The 15673-nt window shown below is 73.7% G+C and carries 15 protein-coding genes, 3 tRNA genes and 1 pseudogene; 7 read left to right on the top strand and 12 right to left on the bottom strand.

The genetic code is table 11. The features are described 5' to 3' along the window. Positions 1–9: 9 nt before the first annotated feature. Positions 10–312, bottom strand: a complete 303-nt coding sequence (locus H1A17_RS03170; protein WP_088641963.1) for a hypothetical protein — start codon at positions 310–312, stop codon at positions 10–12. A 168-nt stretch (positions 313–480) separates the two neighbouring features. Between H1A17_RS03170 and H1A17_RS03165 the strand changes: the two genes are divergently transcribed. After that, entirely contained in the window at positions 481–1335 is an 855-nt protein-coding gene (locus H1A17_RS03165) for a 3-hydroxyacyl-CoA dehydrogenase family protein (RefSeq protein WP_194821022.1), read from the top strand. After that, the gene (locus H1A17_RS03160) at positions 1332–2075 is read left to right on the top strand and encodes an enoyl-CoA hydratase/isomerase family protein (protein WP_145917332.1); all 744 of its coding nucleotides are present in this window, start codon (positions 1332–1334) and stop codon (positions 2073–2075) included. The genes H1A17_RS03165 and H1A17_RS03160 overlap by 4 nt, the downstream gene beginning before the upstream one ends. A 43-nt stretch (positions 2076–2118) precedes the next feature. On the opposite strand, the gene H1A17_RS03155 is transcribed toward H1A17_RS03160, so the two are convergent. Next, positions 2119–3471: an ABC transporter substrate-binding protein gene (locus tag H1A17_RS03155; RefSeq protein WP_145917333.1), complete on the bottom strand. Its 1353-nt coding sequence runs from the start codon at positions 3469–3471 to the stop codon at positions 2119–2121. Positions 3472–3654: 183 nt separating this feature from the next. Between H1A17_RS03155 and H1A17_RS03150 the strand changes: the two genes are divergently transcribed. Next, positions 3655–4044: a hypothetical protein gene (locus H1A17_RS03150; protein WP_145917334.1), complete on the top strand. Its 390-nt coding sequence runs from the start codon at positions 3655–3657 to the stop codon at positions 4042–4044. Positions 4045–4094: 50 nt separating this feature from the next. Here H1A17_RS03150 and H1A17_RS03145 read toward each other — a convergent pair whose 3' ends face one another. Beyond that, entirely contained in the window at positions 4095–4508 is a 414-nt protein-coding gene (locus H1A17_RS03145) for a hypothetical protein (RefSeq protein WP_145917335.1), read from the bottom strand. Between the two features lie 126 nt (positions 4509–4634). Between H1A17_RS03145 and H1A17_RS34170 the strand changes: the two are divergent. Further along, positions 4635–4754 (top strand): annotated as a pseudogene (locus tag H1A17_RS34170) (DUF2786 domain-containing protein); the annotation flags it as partial. A 591-nt stretch (positions 4755–5345) separates the two neighbouring features. On the opposite strand, the gene H1A17_RS03135 reads toward H1A17_RS34170, so the two are convergent. The 9 genes from H1A17_RS03135 to H1A17_RS03095 form a co-directional block, all read right to left on the bottom strand. Next, on the bottom strand, positions 5346–5870 hold the full coding sequence (locus H1A17_RS03135) for an SRPBCC family protein (RefSeq protein ID WP_194821021.1): 525 nt from the start codon (positions 5868–5870) through the stop codon (positions 5346–5348). A 210-nt stretch (positions 5871–6080) separates the two neighbouring features. Beyond that, positions 6081–6154: transfer RNA gene (locus H1A17_RS03130), tRNA-Phe, on the bottom strand. A gap of 102 nt (positions 6155–6256) precedes the next feature. Further along, a tRNA-Asp gene (locus tag H1A17_RS03125) sits at positions 6257–6333 on the bottom strand. Positions 6334–6364: 31 nt separating this feature from the next. After that, positions 6365–6437 (bottom strand) — tRNA-Glu (locus H1A17_RS03120). Between the two features lie 143 nt (positions 6438–6580). Next, on the bottom strand, positions 6581–7369 hold the full coding sequence (locus tag H1A17_RS03115; protein ID WP_194821020.1) for a polysaccharide deacetylase family protein: 789 nt from the start codon (positions 7367–7369) through the stop codon (positions 6581–6583). Between the two features lie 62 nt (positions 7370–7431). Continuing rightward, positions 7432–8385 (bottom strand): MerR family transcriptional regulator, encoded by a 954-nt coding sequence (locus tag H1A17_RS03110; protein WP_194821019.1) that lies wholly within the window; start codon positions 8383–8385, stop codon positions 7432–7434. Further along, positions 8375–9001: an isopentenyl-diphosphate Delta-isomerase gene (idi, locus tag H1A17_RS03105; RefSeq protein WP_145917340.1), complete on the bottom strand. Its 627-nt coding sequence runs from the start codon at positions 8999–9001 to the stop codon at positions 8375–8377. The genes H1A17_RS03110 and idi overlap by 11 nt, the downstream gene beginning before the upstream one ends. Positions 9002–9005: 4 nt before the next feature. Next, a complete protein-coding gene (gene crtI, locus H1A17_RS03100) occupies positions 9006–10487 on the bottom strand; it encodes a phytoene desaturase family protein (protein ID WP_145917341.1) in 1482 nt (493 codons plus the stop codon). 28 nt (positions 10488–10515) lie between these two features. After that, positions 10516–11670, bottom strand: coding sequence for a polyprenyl synthetase family protein (locus H1A17_RS03095; RefSeq protein WP_145917342.1), 1155 nt, complete (start codon positions 11668–11670; stop codon positions 10516–10518). Between the two features lie 64 nt (positions 11671–11734). Here H1A17_RS03095 and H1A17_RS03090 point away from each other — a divergent pair, with 64 nt between their 5' ends. The 3 genes from H1A17_RS03090 to H1A17_RS03080 all read left to right on the top strand — a co-directional run bounded on the left by H1A17_RS03090 (position 11735) and on the right by H1A17_RS03080 (position 15568). Further along, complete coding sequence (locus H1A17_RS03090) at positions 11735–12646, top strand: phytoene/squalene synthase family protein (protein WP_145917343.1); 912 nt, start codon at positions 11735–11737, stop codon at positions 12644–12646. Then, complete coding sequence (locus tag H1A17_RS03085) at positions 12643–13965, top strand: deoxyribodipyrimidine photo-lyase (RefSeq protein ID WP_194821018.1); 1323 nt, start codon at positions 12643–12645, stop codon at positions 13963–13965. The genes H1A17_RS03090 and H1A17_RS03085 overlap by 4 nt, the downstream gene beginning before the upstream one ends. Positions 13966–14083: 118 nt before the next feature. Beyond that, a complete protein-coding gene (locus H1A17_RS03080; RefSeq protein WP_194821017.1) occupies positions 14084–15568 on the top strand; it encodes an NAD(P)/FAD-dependent oxidoreductase in 1485 nt (494 codons plus the stop codon). Positions 15569–15673: the final 105 nt, after the last annotated feature.

The following is a 15673-nucleotide window of genomic DNA, read 5'->3' as shown; positions in this document are numbered from 1 at the left end:
GCCCACCGGTCAGACCTGGACGGTCGGCGGGAGCTGCTCCGGGGGGAGGCCACCGTCGCCGTCGACCACCTCGTCCGGGGTGCCGTCCTCGTCGATGTCGACCATGGTGATGTCGACCTTGCCGTCGCCGTCGGTGTCGAACTGGAACAGGTCCGCCCGGCCGTCGCCGTCGGTGTCCACCACCCACACGTCGGTCTTGCCGTCGTTGTTGGTGTCGGCGCGGAGCAGGTCGACGCGCTCGTCGCCGCGCGTCTCCACGACCGCCGTGCCGTCGGTGGTGCCGCTGTCCACGGTCTCCGGTGCCTGGCTCATGTCGACTGGTTCCTTCCCTTGACGTTGGGCCGTCAGTACCCGGTGCGGCGGTCCCCCACGCATGCCGCCGGGAACGGTGCTGCATAGGGTCGCACCCATGAGCCAGCGGAGCGAGCGGCAGGGCGTGCCGGAGACCCCGCACGCCGCCGTGCGCAGTGAGGGAGCGTCATGAGTCGTCTTGTCGTCGTCGGGGCCGGCACGATGGGGCTCGGCATCGCCTACGTGGCAGCCGGTGCGGGCTACGCGGTCGAGCTGGTGGAGGTGGACCGGGGCCGGGCCGAGGCCGCCGCCGTCCGCCTCGACGAGCTGGGCGCGCGGGCGGTGCAGCGGGGGAAGCTCGGCGTCGACGCCGCCGCCGCGCAGCGGGCCCGGATCACCCTGCGGGGTGCGCTCGCCGAGGTCGCCCCCGCCCCGGAGGTGATCGTCGAGGCGGTGCCCGAGCGGCCCGACCTGAAGCGGTCGGTGCTCGCCGAGGCGGAGCGGCTGCGCCCGGCGCTGCTGGGCAGCAACACCTCCAGTATCCCCATCGGCGAGTTGGCCGAGGGGCTGGCCCGCCCGGAGTCCTTCCTCGGGCTGCACTTCTTCAACCCGGTCTGGGCGATGGCCCTGCTGGAGGTGGTGGTCGGCGCGGCCACCGCACCGGAGACCACCGCGGCGGCCGTCGCGCTCGCCGGCCGGCTGGGCAAGGACCCCGTCGTCGTACGCGACCTGCCCGGCTTCGCCACCTCCCGGCTCGGGGTGACCCTCGGCCTGGAGGCGATCCGGATGGTGGCCGACGGGGTGGCCGCACCGGCCGACGTGGACAAGGCGATGGTGCTCGGCTACCGGCACCCGGTCGGCCCGTTGGAGCTGACCGACCTGGTCGGCCTGGACGTGCGGCTGGACATCGCCCGCACCCTCCAGGCCGCCTACGGTGGCCGGTTCGCGCCGCCGCCGCTGCTGGTCGAGATGGTCGTCGCCGGGAAGCTCGGTAAGAAGTCCGGCCAGGGCTTCTACACGTGGAAGGACGGTCGGCGGCAGTGAGCGGACTGCGGGTGGAGGAACTGCCCGACCGGGTGGTGGTGACGCTGGACCGGCCGGAGAAACGCAACGCCATCGACGCCGACCTGATCGGCGCGCTGCACGACGTCTGCGCCGCGCTGGAGGCCCGGCCCCGGCTGCTGCTGCTCACCGGGGGCGCGGATGGCCTGTTCGCCGGTGGCGCCGACATCGGCCAACTCCGCGAGCGGGGCCGGCTGGACGCCCTCGCCGCGATCAACTCGGCCGCCTTCGCCCGGCTCCGGGCGCTGCCGATGCCGAGCGTGGCCGCCGTGGACGGCCCCGCGCTGGGCGGCGGCGCGGAGCTGGCGTACGCCTGCGACCTGCGGGTGTGCACGGCACGGGCGGTCTTCGGCCAGCCGGAGGTGCGGTTGGGCATCCTGGCCGGCGCGGGGGCGACCCACCGGCTGCCGGCCCTGGTCGGTGAGGGCCGGGCCAAGGAACTGCTCTTCACCGGCCGCCGCGTCGACGCCGACGAGGCGTTGCGGATCGGCCTGGTCAACCGGGTGGTGGCCGAGCCGGCCGAGCTGCTGCCCACGGCACATGGGCTGCTCGACGAGATGGCGAAGGGTTCCGCGCTGGCGTTGCGGCTGACCAAGCTCGCGGTGGACGCCCCGCCCGGTGCCCACCCGCAGCTCGACCTGGTCAGCCAGGCGGTGCTCTTCGAGGACGAGGAGAAGCACCGCCGGATGACCGACTTCCTGGAGCGTCGCCGACCCCGGTGAGCCGGGACGGGGCGGCACCGGACCGGTGCCGCCCCCGCCGACGTCAGTGGCGGATCGGCACGCCCGCGTCCGCCAGCGCCTTGATCAGTCCGGCGGACTCACCGAAGCCGATGACCAGCACCGCCTCCGGCTTGTAGTTCTTGATCTCGCCGGCCAGGCTGCCGAAGTCGACGGGTGGGGCCTTGGCGTCGGCCGGCGGCTCGTAGGTGAGCAGCTTCACCCGGTCGCTGCCGAAGCCGGCCCGCTCCAGCTCGGCGCGGACGGTCTCCTGGAGGCCCTCGCCGTAGGAGTCCTTGCGGGCCACCACCACGATCCTGTGCGGGCCGTCCCGGAGGATCACGTCGGCCAGCGCCCGGCCCTGGAGGCTGTCCGGCGGGGCGGTCCGGAAGTAGAGGCCCTTGTCGTCGGCCTGGCTCAACCCCGCGTCGGTGTTGGACGGCGAGAAGAGGATCTTGCCGGCCGCCACCACGTCCGGCAGCACGGCGGCGGAGATCCCGGACGCGGCGGCCCCGATGATGACCTGCACCTTGTTCTTGACGTGCGAGGCCACGGTGGCCTTGGCCACGGCCGGGTTGGTGCCGTCGTCACCGTCGAACCAGGTCACCGGGTCGCCGAGCACCCCGCCCGCGGCATTGATCTCCTTGATCGCCAGCGCCACGCCGGCGGCCAGCGGCGGGTAGGCCAGGGCCAGGTCGCCGGTCTTCGGCAGCAGGCCACCGATGATCAGCGGGGAGCCGTCGCTGCGGTCGTTGCGCCCGCCCCGCTGCTTCTTCGGCTTCGGTGCGGCCTTGGTGCTCACCCCGGACTCGTCCCCGGCGCCGACGAACTCGGTCTTCGCGTCGTTGATCTTCTGGTTGTCGAAGTGCAGGGTGGCGTAGCTGGCGGTGGCCGGCTCCCCGAGGTCGGTGAAGCCGGCGCGGTTCAGCGACGGGCCGCGGTACTCGATGTCCTGACCGTCCCGGGCCAGGGCCAGGCAGCTCGCCGCGTCCGTGCAGCGCTGGCCGTTGGTGGTCACCCCGACGATCTGCTTGGCGATGTCGGCCGGATCGGTGCTGCCGGCGAGTTGGGCGGCCAGCGCACTGATCATGACCGCGTCGTACGACTCCGCCGCGTAGAGATAGTCGGTCAGCTTCGCGTCGACGGTGCGGAGCCGCTGCTTGAAGTCGTCGCTGAGCGGCGTGAGCGGAGTGGTGCCCTTCATGCCGTCGACGAGGTCGGCCCGGTCCTTCAGCTCGGCGGCGAAGGAGTTCTGCATGTTGCCGTCGGTGCCGTACAGACGCACCTGCGGGGTGGCCGCCTCCTCGGGCTTGTCGGTCGTCCCGCACGCGCTGACGGCGAGCAGCAACGACGCACAGGCCGCCAGGATGGCCGCGCGCGGGCCGCGGGTTACGAGCATGGTGGTCCTTCCTCCGGCGCAGGTCCGGTGCGCACCATAGCGTGCCGGCGGGGACCGTGGGACCAGGGAGGCGGCCCTCGTCGCCGGCCCGACAGTGCAACGCACGCTCCGTCACGCTGTCCCGGCAGGTGGTCACCGTTTGCGGCGTCCGCCCGCTTGACCTGGCGTCCTACTGTGCCGCAGGTGACCGACGTACCGGATCAGACGCTCGCCGACGCTACCGCCGTACTCCATTCGGCGCTGACCGGGGACGGCGCCGCCGTGGTCGGCACATTCGACGCCGTGGTGGACCGGTCGGGGCTCGCCGGGGCGTACACGGTCGCCTGGACCCTGGCCGCGACGATGGTCGGTGACCCGCCGCCGCCCGGCACGTGCGCGCTGGACTTCCCCGGCATCGACGAGGCACGGTACGACACCCGCTGGGTGGCCCGGTTCGTCAGCGCGTACGCCAACCACGACGCCGACACCGGCGAGGCGCTGTTCGGGGCGGCGGTCGCCGACGGTCAACTGCCGGACTGCCTGCTCACCCTCGCCGGCTCGGCGGTGGCGACGCTGCGCAGCCGGGCCGGCTGACCCGCCCGGCCCCACCGCCCGTCCCCCGGCGGTAGGGCCGGCGGCGGGGCTCAGTACGCGTGGTACGCCACCAGCGGCTCGTACTCGTAGCGCAGGTTGGAGAAGCGGACCTTGAAGTTCGCGCCGTCGCGCACGTTGGTGGCGACGGTGATCCAGTCCGACTTCGCCGGCAGGTAGGTGAGGTAGTTGCACTTGTTGGTCTTGTCGATGAAGACCACGCACGCCTCGGTGCCGAACTCGCTGCTGTTCTTGACGTTCACGTCCTTGCACCGGGTGCTCGCCTTGTACGGCCCGGCGTCCCCGCCCCACCCGCCGGCCTGGAAGTACGAGCGGACCGCCCCGCCGTAGCAGGTCGCGGCCGACGCGGAGAGGTTCGTCTCCCCGGCGGCCTGCGCGGGTGTGCCGAACCAGAGCAGGGGCAGGGTGGCGACGAGCGCGGTCAGGCGGGCGGGCCGGGATGCCATGGTGGTGCCTCCAGGGGAAGAGGGGGACCCTGAGTCGCGGACAGGGCGCGGTGAGTGGCGATGATATATGTCTATCTCTGATCCCGCTGTGACAGACCGGTGAACCTTCTGTGGTACCAGTGACGCATGTCCGAGGCGATGCTCAGCAAGGTGCGCAAGCTGCTGGCCCAGGCCGAGGACCCGGCCTGCACCCCCGCCGAGTCGGCCGCGTTCACCGCCAAGGCCACCGAGTTGATCGCCCGGTACGGCGTCGACCGGGCCCTCCTGGCCGCCCGCGACCCCACCACCGACCCGGTCGGCGACCGGGTGATCGACGTCGTCGCCCCGTACGCCCGGGACAAGGCCGGCCTGCTCGCCGCAGTGGCCGACCCGCTGCGCTGCCGGTGCGTCCGTCGACCGGACGGCAGCGGGTTCACGCTGCACCTGTTCGGCTTCGCCAGCGACCTGGAACGGGTCGACCTGCTCTTCACCTCGCTGCTCGTACAGGCCGCACACGGGCTCGCCGGCACCGCCGTGCCCTCCGGTGAGCAGCCGGCCGCCTTCCGCCGCTCCTGGCTGGCCGGCTTCGCCCGGGTGGTCGCCGAGCGGCTCCGGGCCGCCGAGGCGGGTGCGGTGGCCGAACGCGGCACACCGTCGGTCGCGCTGGTGCTGGCCGACCGCTCGGACCGGGTGGCCCGCCGGGTCGCCGAGGTCTACCCCCGGCTGCGTACCGCGCCGACCTGGGCGGCCCCGACGCGGTCCGCCACCCGACCGCCCGGACGCCCCTCGGCGGCCCACCCCGCTGACCGGCCCGGTTCCCCCGCGTCCTGCCGGCGGACGCCGGCCGCGCGAAGTCGCTCACTGTGCTCCGGGGGCGGTCCGGGTCAGGGTGTCCAGGTAGCGGCCGAGCAGCTCGTGCCAGCCGGCGGTCAACGCCGCGCGGTAGCCCTCGGCGGCCTCACCGTGCCGGTCGAAGTGGCGGTGCTCCAACTCGATGCGGGTCTGCCCGGACTCGTCCGGCAGGAACAGCACCTCCACCTCGCTGGCCCGCGCCGGATCGGGCACCGGCACCCGGTCGGGGCCGAGCTGCCAGGTGAAGACGAGCCGACGCGGCGGGTCCCAGGTGAGCACCCGCCCCCAGTCGCCCCGGAAGCCGTACGGACCGATCTCGTAGAGCATGCCGCCGGCCCGGGGTTCCATCCCCAGCTCGGCCAGCGCCGCCGGCCCGGACCAGGTGTACTCGCGGACCCACCAGTCGGCCAGCGAGCCGGTGAAGACCGCGAACGCCTGCTCCGCCGGGGCGGGGACGAGGAGGGTGCAGCGCAGCGAGTACCGGTCGACGTCCTGATGGACGCCCTCCGGATCTGGCTTCTCCTGTCCCATAGGCCCGGACCATACCGGCTGGGGGTGCGCTCCGCAGCGCCGTGTACCGGCTCTTTCCGGTCAGTGGGCACCCGCGACCCAGCGAGGCTCCTGGATGTCCCGGGGTGTGCCGCCACGGCGGTGGTCGATGGCGGGCCAGGGCCGGATACACGAAAACGGTGACCGCGTTTCCGCAGGTCACCGCTCTCTGTAGCCCGGCGAAAGGCTATGTGGCCAGGGGCGGGGTCGAACCGCCGACCTTCCGATTTTCAGTCGGACGCTCGTACCAACTGAGCTACCTGGCCTGGTACTCCGGGACATGGTACCCGGCGGGCGGGGTTTCCGCCGACAGGGTGCCGCGTCCCGATACGCAGAACGCCGCGCATTGGTACACGCGGCGTCGGCGCTGGCGGTCCTGACGGGACTTGAACCCGCGACCTCCGCCTTGACAGGGCGGCGAGCACTCCAACTGCTCCACAGGACCTTGCTCTGTTGCCTCCGGCTGAGCCGGACCGTGCCCCCAACGGGATTCGAACCCGTGCTACCGCCTTGAAAGGGCGGCGTCCTGGGCCGCTAGACGATGAGGGCGGCCCCGCCATCATTGCACACTCGCAACTTCAAGCGGACTTGCTCCCATCCGGCCCCGCCGGAGGCATGAGAAGCATATGCCATGCCCCGGCGGTCGGCCAAACCGGTATGCCCGCCGGGGTGCGGCCCGGCAAAGTAGCAGGTCAGCGAGGTGGCGCGATGCCGAAACGGCGCTTGAGGTCGCCGATGACGTGCGGCACGGCGCTCAGCGTTCGGCTCCGGTCGCCCCCGCCGTCGTGCATCAGCACCACCGCGCCGGGGCGGGCGGCGCCCGTGATCCGCCCGGAGATGACCCCGGCGGCGGGCTTCGCCCAGTCCTGGGGGTCGACGGTCCAGTGCAGCGACCGCATGCCGAGTTCCTTGGCGACCTGCACCACCTCCGGCGTCCACCGGCCACCGGGCTGGCGGTAGAACGGCACCTTCGCGCCCGGCACCGCCTTGGTGATGGCCTGGTTGGTGCGGACCAGGTCGGCCCGGATCTCGGCGACCGGCCGGCGACCCAGGTCGACGTCGTGGTGCCAGCTGTGGTTGCAGAGCTGGTGCCCCTCCCGGACGATCCGGGCCACCAGTTCCGGGTGCTTGCGCACCTGGGTGCCGACCACGCAGAACGTCGCCTTCACCTTGTGCGCCCGCAGCTGGTTGAGCACCCGGGGCGTCCAGGTCGGGTCGGGACCGTCGTCGAAGGTCAACGCCACCGCGCGTACCCCGGTCGCCTTGCGCAGCCCGGCGGGGAGCGTCTTGGGCTTCGGCCGGAGCCGGGGCTTCGGCTTGGTGGTGGGCAACGGCTTCGGGGACGGGGTGTGGGCCGGCTCCGGTGCGGTGGTGGTCGGGGCGGGCGCCGCTGCCGGCCGGACGTTCCGGTGCTGGTCGCCGCAGCCGACGACCAGCAGGAGCAGGCCGAGGGCGACCGCCAGAACGGGGCGTGAACGCATCGTCACTCCGGGGGATGGGGTACGCGGACGGCCCCGACGGTAGTTCACGAAAGCGAAATATGTCAGGCCCGGTCGGCCCCCGTCGACTGGTCCAGCGAGTCCCGTACGGCCAGCGCGAGCGAGACCGCCTCGGCCAGGTCGACCGGGCGGACCACCCCGGCGGGCAGCGTGTCGGCCCGCCAGCCCGGCCCGGCGGCGAGCACCAGCAGCGGCCGGCGGGGCACCGCGAGCAGTGCGGACAGCTGCGCCGGGTCGGCGGTCGGCCGGGTGTGCGACCAGACCACCACGGCCGCCGGCCCGGTCCGGTTGACCGCCTCGACGAGCGCCGCCGCCGGCACCCGGGCACCGAGCATCCGGTAGGCCACCCCCGCTTCGGCCAGCGCCGCGGCGAGCGCCTCCAGCGGCAGGGTGTGCTGCTCCTCGTCGGCGCAGGAGAGCAGGATGCGGGCCGGCCCGGTGGCCCGGCCGGACCGGGCGACCGCCGCGAACGCCTCGGAGACGCACCGGGACATCAGGTGTTCCACGTCGATCAGGCCGGCGGTGGCGACGTGCCGTTCGCCGATGCCGGCCAGCACCGGCCGGAGCAGCCCCTCCCAGGTGGCGACGACCCCGTCGGCGGCCAGGGCGTGTGAGATCGTGTCGCTGATCACCGCCGCGTCCAGCCGCATGGCGGCGCGGGCCAGCCCCCGGGCCGCCGGGCCGGCCCGGCCGACCGGGATGGTCTGCCCACCGCCGTCGCGGCCGGCGCCCGCCCGTAGCCGGGAGGCGACCCCGGGACCGGGGACGACCGGGCTCTGTTTCGCCCAGCGGGCCGCCTCCGCCGGGGTGACCCCCTCGGCGGTGAGCTTGCGCATGATCTCCAGGCGGGCCAGGTCGGCCGGCGTGTAGCGCCGGTGGTGGCCCGGGACGTGCTGGCTGGGGCCGAGGCCGTAGCGCTGGTGCCAGGTGCGCAGCGTGGTGACCGCCACACCCAGCCGGCGTGCCACGGCCCCCGCGCTCAGCGGCTCATCGACCACCCGACCGCTCCGACGCGTCGTCCACCCGGTCGCCGGACGGGGTGGCGGAGGCGGCACGGGGGCTGCCGGTGGGGCCGCTCGGGGCCGGGTGCAGCAGTCGGCTCACCACCCCGCCGAGCCAGGGGGCGTACGTGCGCGGGTCGGCGTCGATCTCGGTCATCAACCGGGTCGGGTCGGCCCAGCGCAGTTCGGCCACCTCGTCCGGGTCGGGCCCGAGGGGCAGGTCGACCGGCACGTCGGCCCGGAGCACGTGGTCGTACTCGAACTCGACCCGACCGGTGGCCGGGTCCTCGGCGTAGTAGAGGTAGACGCCGACCTCGGTCAACGAAACCGGTCCGGTGCCCAGCTCCTCGGCGAGCCGGCGGTTGGCCGCCTCGGCCAGGGATTCGCCCGGCAGCGGGTGCCCGCAGCAGGAGTTGGCCCAGCGCAGCGGGAACCGGGTCTTGACCGGGGCCCGTTGTTGCAGGAGCACCCGGCCGTCCGGGTCGACCAGCAGCACCGAGAAGGCCCGGTGCAGCCGTCCGGGCGCCTGGTGGGCGGCGGCGACGGTGGCCTCGCCGAGCGCCTGGCCGGTGTCGTCGACCAGCTCGACGAGGTGGCCCTCCCGGGACTTCACGCGGTCACCGACCCGCGCCGGTGATGCGGTTGGCGGCCAGCTTGCCGGAGATCAGCACCATCGGCACGCCCACGCCGGGCTGGGTGCCGGAACCGGTGAAGACCACGTTGGGCAGGCTGCGGTGCAGGTTGGACGGGCGGAACGGCCCGGTCTGGAAGAGGCTGTGCGCGGCGGCGAACGGCGTACCGGCGGCCATTCCCTGCTCCTCCCACTCGGCGGGGGTGATCGTACGCAACACCTCGATGCCGGCGCCGAACCCGACGTACCCGCGCTCCTCCAGGGTGGTGACGAGCTGGTCGGCGTAGCGCCGGCTCAGGTCACCCCGCCAGTCGAACGGGGCCCGGTCGAGGTTGGGCACCGGGGCCAGCACGTAGTAGGTGTGCCGGCCGGCCGGGGCGACCGACGGGTCGGTCCGGCTCGGGTTGGTGACCAGCAGCGACGGGTCGGTCATCAGCTCGCCGCGCCCGATCACCTCGTCGAAGGTGCCCTTCCAGGACCGTCCGAAATGGATGTTGTGATGAGCGATCTTCCCATACCCCTGCGTCGATCCGACGTGCAGGACGACGCAGGACGGCGAGTAGGTCAGCTTCCGGCGTCGGCCCCCGGGCAGCAGGTCGCGGTAGGCGACCGGCAGGTCCGGGTTGAGCACCACCACGTCGGCCGGGATCAGCTCGCCGTCGGCGGTGACCACGCCGGTGGCCCGGCCGTTGGCGGTCTCCACCCGGGCGACCGTGGTGTCGTAGCGGATCTGGACGCCGTGCTTCTCGGCCGCGCCGGCCATCCCCCGGGAGACCGCGTGGATGCCGCCGCGCGGGAAGTAGACCCCGGCCACCGAGTCGAGGTAGGCGATGACGCTGTAGATGGCCAGCGCGTCGTGCGGCGCGAGCCCGGCGTACATCGCCTGGAAGGAGAAGATCCGCTGGGTGCGGGGATCGGAGAAGAACTGGTTGATCTTGGTCTGGAGGCGGCGGAACGCCCCGTTCGCCAGCAACTTCAGCAGGTTGCCGGTGAGCAGGTCGGTCGGGGCGTCCAGGTTGCGGTCGATGAAGTCGGCCCGCTCCCAGTTCCACAGGTTGCGGGCGTACTCGACGAACCGCAGGTAGCCGTCGGCCTCGCGGGGGCCGCAGACCCGGGAGATCTCGGCCGCCATCCGGGTGGTGTCGGTGATCACGTCCAGGGTGGAGCCGTCCGGGTAGTAGGCCCGGTAGGCGGGGTCGAGCGGGGTCAGGTCGAGCCAGTCGTGCAGCTCCTCACCGACCGCGCCGAGCGCCTCGGCGATCAGGTCGGGCATGGTGAGCACGGTGGGGCCGGTGTCGAACTCGTACCCGTCGACGCTGAGCCGCCCGGCCCGGCCGCCCGGCACCGGTTCGCGTTCCAGCACGGTCACCTGCCGGCCGCTGCCGGCCAGGTGCAGCGCGCACGCCAGCCCGCCCAGGCCCGCGCCCACGACCACCACCCGGTCCGTACGTCCCGTCACGGTCCGCACGCGACCACCTCCTTCACGAAGTTGCCCATCATGCCCGCCGCGCGGTGGCGGCGGTGGCGAGACCGGTCAGCGCGGTGCGCGCGGTCTCGTCGATCGACGCGGTCCCCAGCGCGGCCAGCGCGTCGGCGACCCGGTCGGAGATCATGTGTTCCACCCGGGCGACCGCCCCGGTGTCGGCGACGAGTTCGGCCAGCCGGGCCAGCTCCCGGCCACCGGTGACGCTGCCGGCCCGCTCCAACGCCCGCCGCTGGCTGCCGGTGGCGAGCTGCCGGGCGAGCATCAGCAGCGTGGTCGGCTTGCCGGTGCGCAGGTCGTCGCCGGCCGGCTTGCCGGTGGTGACCGGGTCGCCGTAGACGCCGAGCAGGTCGTCGCGGAGCTGGAACGCCTCGCCGACCGCCAGCCCGTACCTGGTGTACGCGGCGATCAGCGGCGCGTCGGCGTCGGTGCCGGCCAGGCAGGCGCCGAAGAGCAGGGGACGCTGCACGGTGTAGCTGGCCGTCTTGTAGCGCGCCACCCGCAGCGCCCGGTCGACCGACCAGTTCGCCGCGTCGTTCTCGCCGAGCACGTCGAGGTACTGCCCGGCGATGGTCTCCACCCGCATCTGGTCGTAGCAGCGCCGCACCTCCATGAGCCGGGACGGCGGCATGGTGGCGTGGGCGAGCAGCCGGTCGGCCCAGACCAGGCAGAGGTCGCCGATGAGGACGGCGACCGACTCACCGAACCGGTGCGGGTCGCCGGTGTGGCCGGCGGTGACGTGCCGCTCGGCGGCGGCCCGGTGCGCGGTGGGCAGGCCGCGTCGGGTGTCGGAGGCGTCCATCACGTCGTCGTGCACCAGGGCGAAGGTGTGCAGCAGTTCCAGCGCGGCGAGCGCGGGCAGCACCGTGGGCAGCGGCTCGTCCCCGCCCACCACCCCCCGCCAGCCCCAGTAGGCGAAGGTCGGGCGTACCCGCTTGCCGCCGGCCAGCACGCAGTCACGTGCCGTCGCGGCGAAACCACCCATCGCTGCGTCGATCTCGGTCAGCGCGTCGACCTCGCGGGCGAGAAACGCCGACAGGGTGTCGTCGACGCCGTTGACCAGGTCACGGGCGTAAGCGGCCAGTACGCCGCGGACCGGATCGTCCGTCGCTCCCGGCTGTGCCGGCGCGACGCGGAGCGCATTACCCGCAACTGCGTCGTTGGCCATGTGGGGGAGCGTACCCTAGGGTTACGAGTTGCGTCGATTGCTGCGTCGAATCCGAGGAGGCCCGGTGGACACCGATCTCACCGCTGCCTATGCCCGCTCCCGGGAGCTGCACAAACACCACGGCCGCACCTACTATCTCGCCACCCGGCTGCTGCCCGCTTGGAAACGGCGGCACGTGCACGCCCTGTACGGATTCACCCGCTACGCCGACGAGATCGTCGACCGCACCGAGGACCTGCCGCCCGCCGAACGCGCCGCCCTCCTGGACGCCTGGGGTTCCCGCTTCGTCGCCGGACTGCACGGCGAACCGGTCGACGACCCGCTGCTGCCGGCGGTGCTGCACACCATCGCCGTGTTCGACCTGGACCGCGCCGACTTCGCGTCGTTCCTGCGCAGCATGGCGATGGACCTGACCGTCATGTCGTACCCGACCTACGACGACCTGCTCGACTACATGGAAGGGTCGGCGGCGGTCATCGGCACCATGATGCTGCCCATCCTCGGCAGCTCCGACCCGGCCGCCGCCCGGGAGCCGGCCCGGCAACTCGGGTTCGCCTTCCAGCTCACCAACTTCATCCGGGACGTCGCCGAGGACCTCGACCGGGGCCGCACCTACCTGCCCGACGAGGACCTGGCCAAGTTCAACGTCACCCGCGAGGACCTGCTCGCCGCGCGGGCCGCCGGCCGCAGCACCGACCGCATCCGCGACCTCATCGAGTACGAGGTGACCCGCGCCCAGGCCCACTACGCCGCCGCCGCGCCCGGCATCACCCTGCTCGCCCCCGCCTCCCAGGCGTGCATGCGCACCGCCTACGCCCTCTACGGCGGCATCCTCGACGAGGTCGCCGCCCAGGACTACGACGTGTTCGTCCAGCGGGCCGTGGTGCCCCAGCGGCGACGACTCGCGGTGGCGGCGAAGGCGCTGCTCACCCGTACCGGCACCCCGGTCGCGGTGCCCGGCCCGGCGGTGTCGTGAGCGGCCGTACGGCGGTCGTGCTGTTCACCCGCGACCTGCGGGTGCACGACCACCCGGCACTGGCGACGGCCTGCGCCGCGTTCGACCGGGTGGTGCCGCTGTACGTCCTCGACCCGGCACTGGCCGGCCACTCGCCCAACCGCAACCGGTTCCTGCACCAGTGCCTCGCCGAACTGCGGGACACCCTGCGCGCGCTCGGCGGTGACCTGTTGGTCCGCCGGGGCGACCCGGTGGCCGAGACGATCCGGCTCGCCCGCGAGGTCGACGCCGAAGGCATCGGCCTCTCCGCCGACGTCAGCCGCTACGCCCACCGCCGCGAACGCCGGCTGCGCGCCGAATGCGACAGGCACCGGCTGTTCCTGCGGCTGTTCCCCGGCGTCACCGTCGTCGAACCGGGCGAGCTGCGACCCGGCGGCGGCGACCACTACCGGGTGTTCACGCCCTACCACCGGGTCTGGTCGGGGGCGCGGTGGCGGGAGGAACTGGCCGCGCCCCGGCGGGTCACGCTGCCCGACGGGGTCGCCGTCGGTCGACTGCCGGCGGCACCGAAGGGGGAGTCGCCGGACGCCGCGGCCGGCGGCGAGTCCGTCGGGCAGCGCCGGCTCACGCAGTGGTTGCCCACCCTCTCCCGGTACGACGACATCCACGACGACCTGGCCGCCGACGAGACCTCCCGGCTCAGCCCGTACCTGCGGTTCGGCTGCCTGTCCCCGCTGACGGTGGCGAACCGGGCCGACGACCGGGGGCACCCGTTCGTCCGGCAGCTCTGCTGGCGGGACTTCTACCACCAGGTCACCGCCGCCTTCCCGGAGATCGCGGCCAAGGCGTACCGGCGCGGGGCCACCGAGGACTGGCGGTACGACGCGGCGGCGCTGGACGCCTGGGCCGACGGCCGCATCGGCATGCCGATCGTGGACGCCGGCATGCGCCAACTGCACGCCGAGGGCTGGATGCACAACCGGGCCCGGCTGATCACCGCCGGCTACCTGACCAAGGTGCTCGGCCTCGACTGGCGGCCCGGCCTCGCGGTCTTCTCCCGCTGGCTGCTCGACGGCGACGTGCCCGACAACTCCGGCAACTGGCAGTGGGTGGCCGGCACCGGCAACGACAGCCGCCCGTACCGGGGACTCAACCCCGTCCGCCAGGCCGAACGCTACGACCCCGACGGCGGGTACGTGCGCCGCTGGGTGCCCGAGCTGGCGACGGTCGCCGGCAAGGCCGTGCACCAACCGTGGCGGCTGCCCCCCGAGGTACGCCGCACCCTCGACTACCCGCCGCCGCTGGAGGTGCCCGGCGCCGACCCGGTCTGGCTCCGCTGACACCGGCCCGGGTGGTGCTGGGCTGGTCCGACATCGCCGGGCCGGGTCCGCCGCCCGGGAGCGGGAAATCCGGGATGGACCGGTGGCCGGGGGCGGGGCCGTGCGGAATGCTGGCGGGATGGCAGAGCCGGAACTGGTGGACGTGGTCGTGGTCGGGCTCGGCGTGGGCGGCGAGGAGGTGGCCGGGCGACTCGCCGAGGCCGGCCTCAGCGTCGTCGGCGTCGAACGGGACCTGGTCGGCGGGGAGTGCCCGTACTGGGGCTGTATTCCCAGCAAGATGATGATCCGGGCGGCGAACGCGCTGGCCGAGGCCCGTCGGGTCGACGGGCTGGCCGGGTCGGCGCAGGTCCGGGCCGACTGGGCCCCGGTAGCGAAACGCATCCGGGAGGAGGCCACGGACACCTGGAACGACCGGGCCGCCGTGGACCGGTTCACCGGCAAGGGCGGCCGGTTCCTGCGTGGCAGCGGCCGGTTGGACGGCCCTGGCCGGGTCCGGGTCGGTGACCAGGTGTTCCGGGCCCGGCACGGCATCGTCCTCGGCACCGGCACCCGCCCCTCGATCGCACCGATCGACGGGCTGGCCGACACCCCGTACTGGACGAACCACCAGGCGATCGAGGTGGCGGAGCTGCCGGCGAGCCTGCTGGTCCTCGGCGGTGGGGCGATCGGGGCGGAACTGGCGCAGGTCTTCGCCCGGTTCGGGGTCCGGGTGACCGTGCTGGAGGCGTCCGGCCGGATCCTCGCCCTGGAGGAACCCGAGTCGTCCGAGGTGGCCGCCGCCGCGCTGCGCGCCGACGGGGTGGAGATCGCCACCGACGTCAAGGCCGAGCGGATCGACCACGACGGCGACACGTTCACCGTGCACGCCGGTGACCGGTCGTTCAGCGCCGAGAAACTGCTGGTGGTCACCGGCCGCCGGGCCCACCTGGACGAGCTGGGGCTGGACACCGTCGGGATCGACGCCGGCCAGCGCTACCTGCCGGTGGACGACCGGATGCACGTCACCGACGGGATCTGGGCGGTCGGCGACGTCACGGGCGAGGGCGCGTTCACCCACATCGCCATGTACCAGGCGTCGATCGTGGTCGCCGACGTGCTCGACCGGGTCCGGCGGGCCGGGGCCGGCCCCGACGCCAGCGGCACCGCCAGCGTGGTCGGTGGCGCGATGGGCGCGGCCAGTGCCGTCGGGGGGTCGATGGGCGCGGCCGGCCCCAGTGGTGCCGCCGGCACCGTGCCCCGCGCCGACTACCGGGCACTGCCCCGGGTCACCTTCACCGACCCCGAGGTGGGCGCGGTCGGGCTCACCGAACGGCAGGCCCGCGAGCGGGGCATCAACGTGCAGGTCGGGTTCACCGAGCTGTCGTCGTCCACCCGGGGGTGGATCCACAAGAGCGAGCCGGGCGGCTTCATCAAGGTGATCGCCGACGCCGACCAGGGGGTGCTGATCGGGGCGACCTCGGTCGGCCCCGCCGGGGGCGAGGTGCTCTCGGCGCTGGTGGTGGCGGTGCACGCGGCCGTACCGGTCAGTCAGCTCCGGCACATGATCTACGCGTACCCGACGTTCCACCGGGCCATCCAGAGCGCCCTGGACGACCTGAGCTGAGCCCGGCGGGCCGGCCGGCACGGCTCACCGCCGCGCCGGCCGGCCCGCCCGCATCCGGTGCCCCCGCCCGGCGGTACGCCCGGCCGGGACCGCTCAGTGGCCCCT

Source organism: Micromonospora sp. S-DT3-3-22 (genome assembly GCF_015354745.1).
GTDB classification, from domain to species: Bacteria; Actinomycetota; Actinomycetes; order Mycobacteriales; family Micromonosporaceae; genus Micromonospora; species Micromonospora wenchangensis.
Note: the sequence above shows the minus strand (reverse complement) of the source record. Positions and strands in the feature narration are given on the sequence as shown.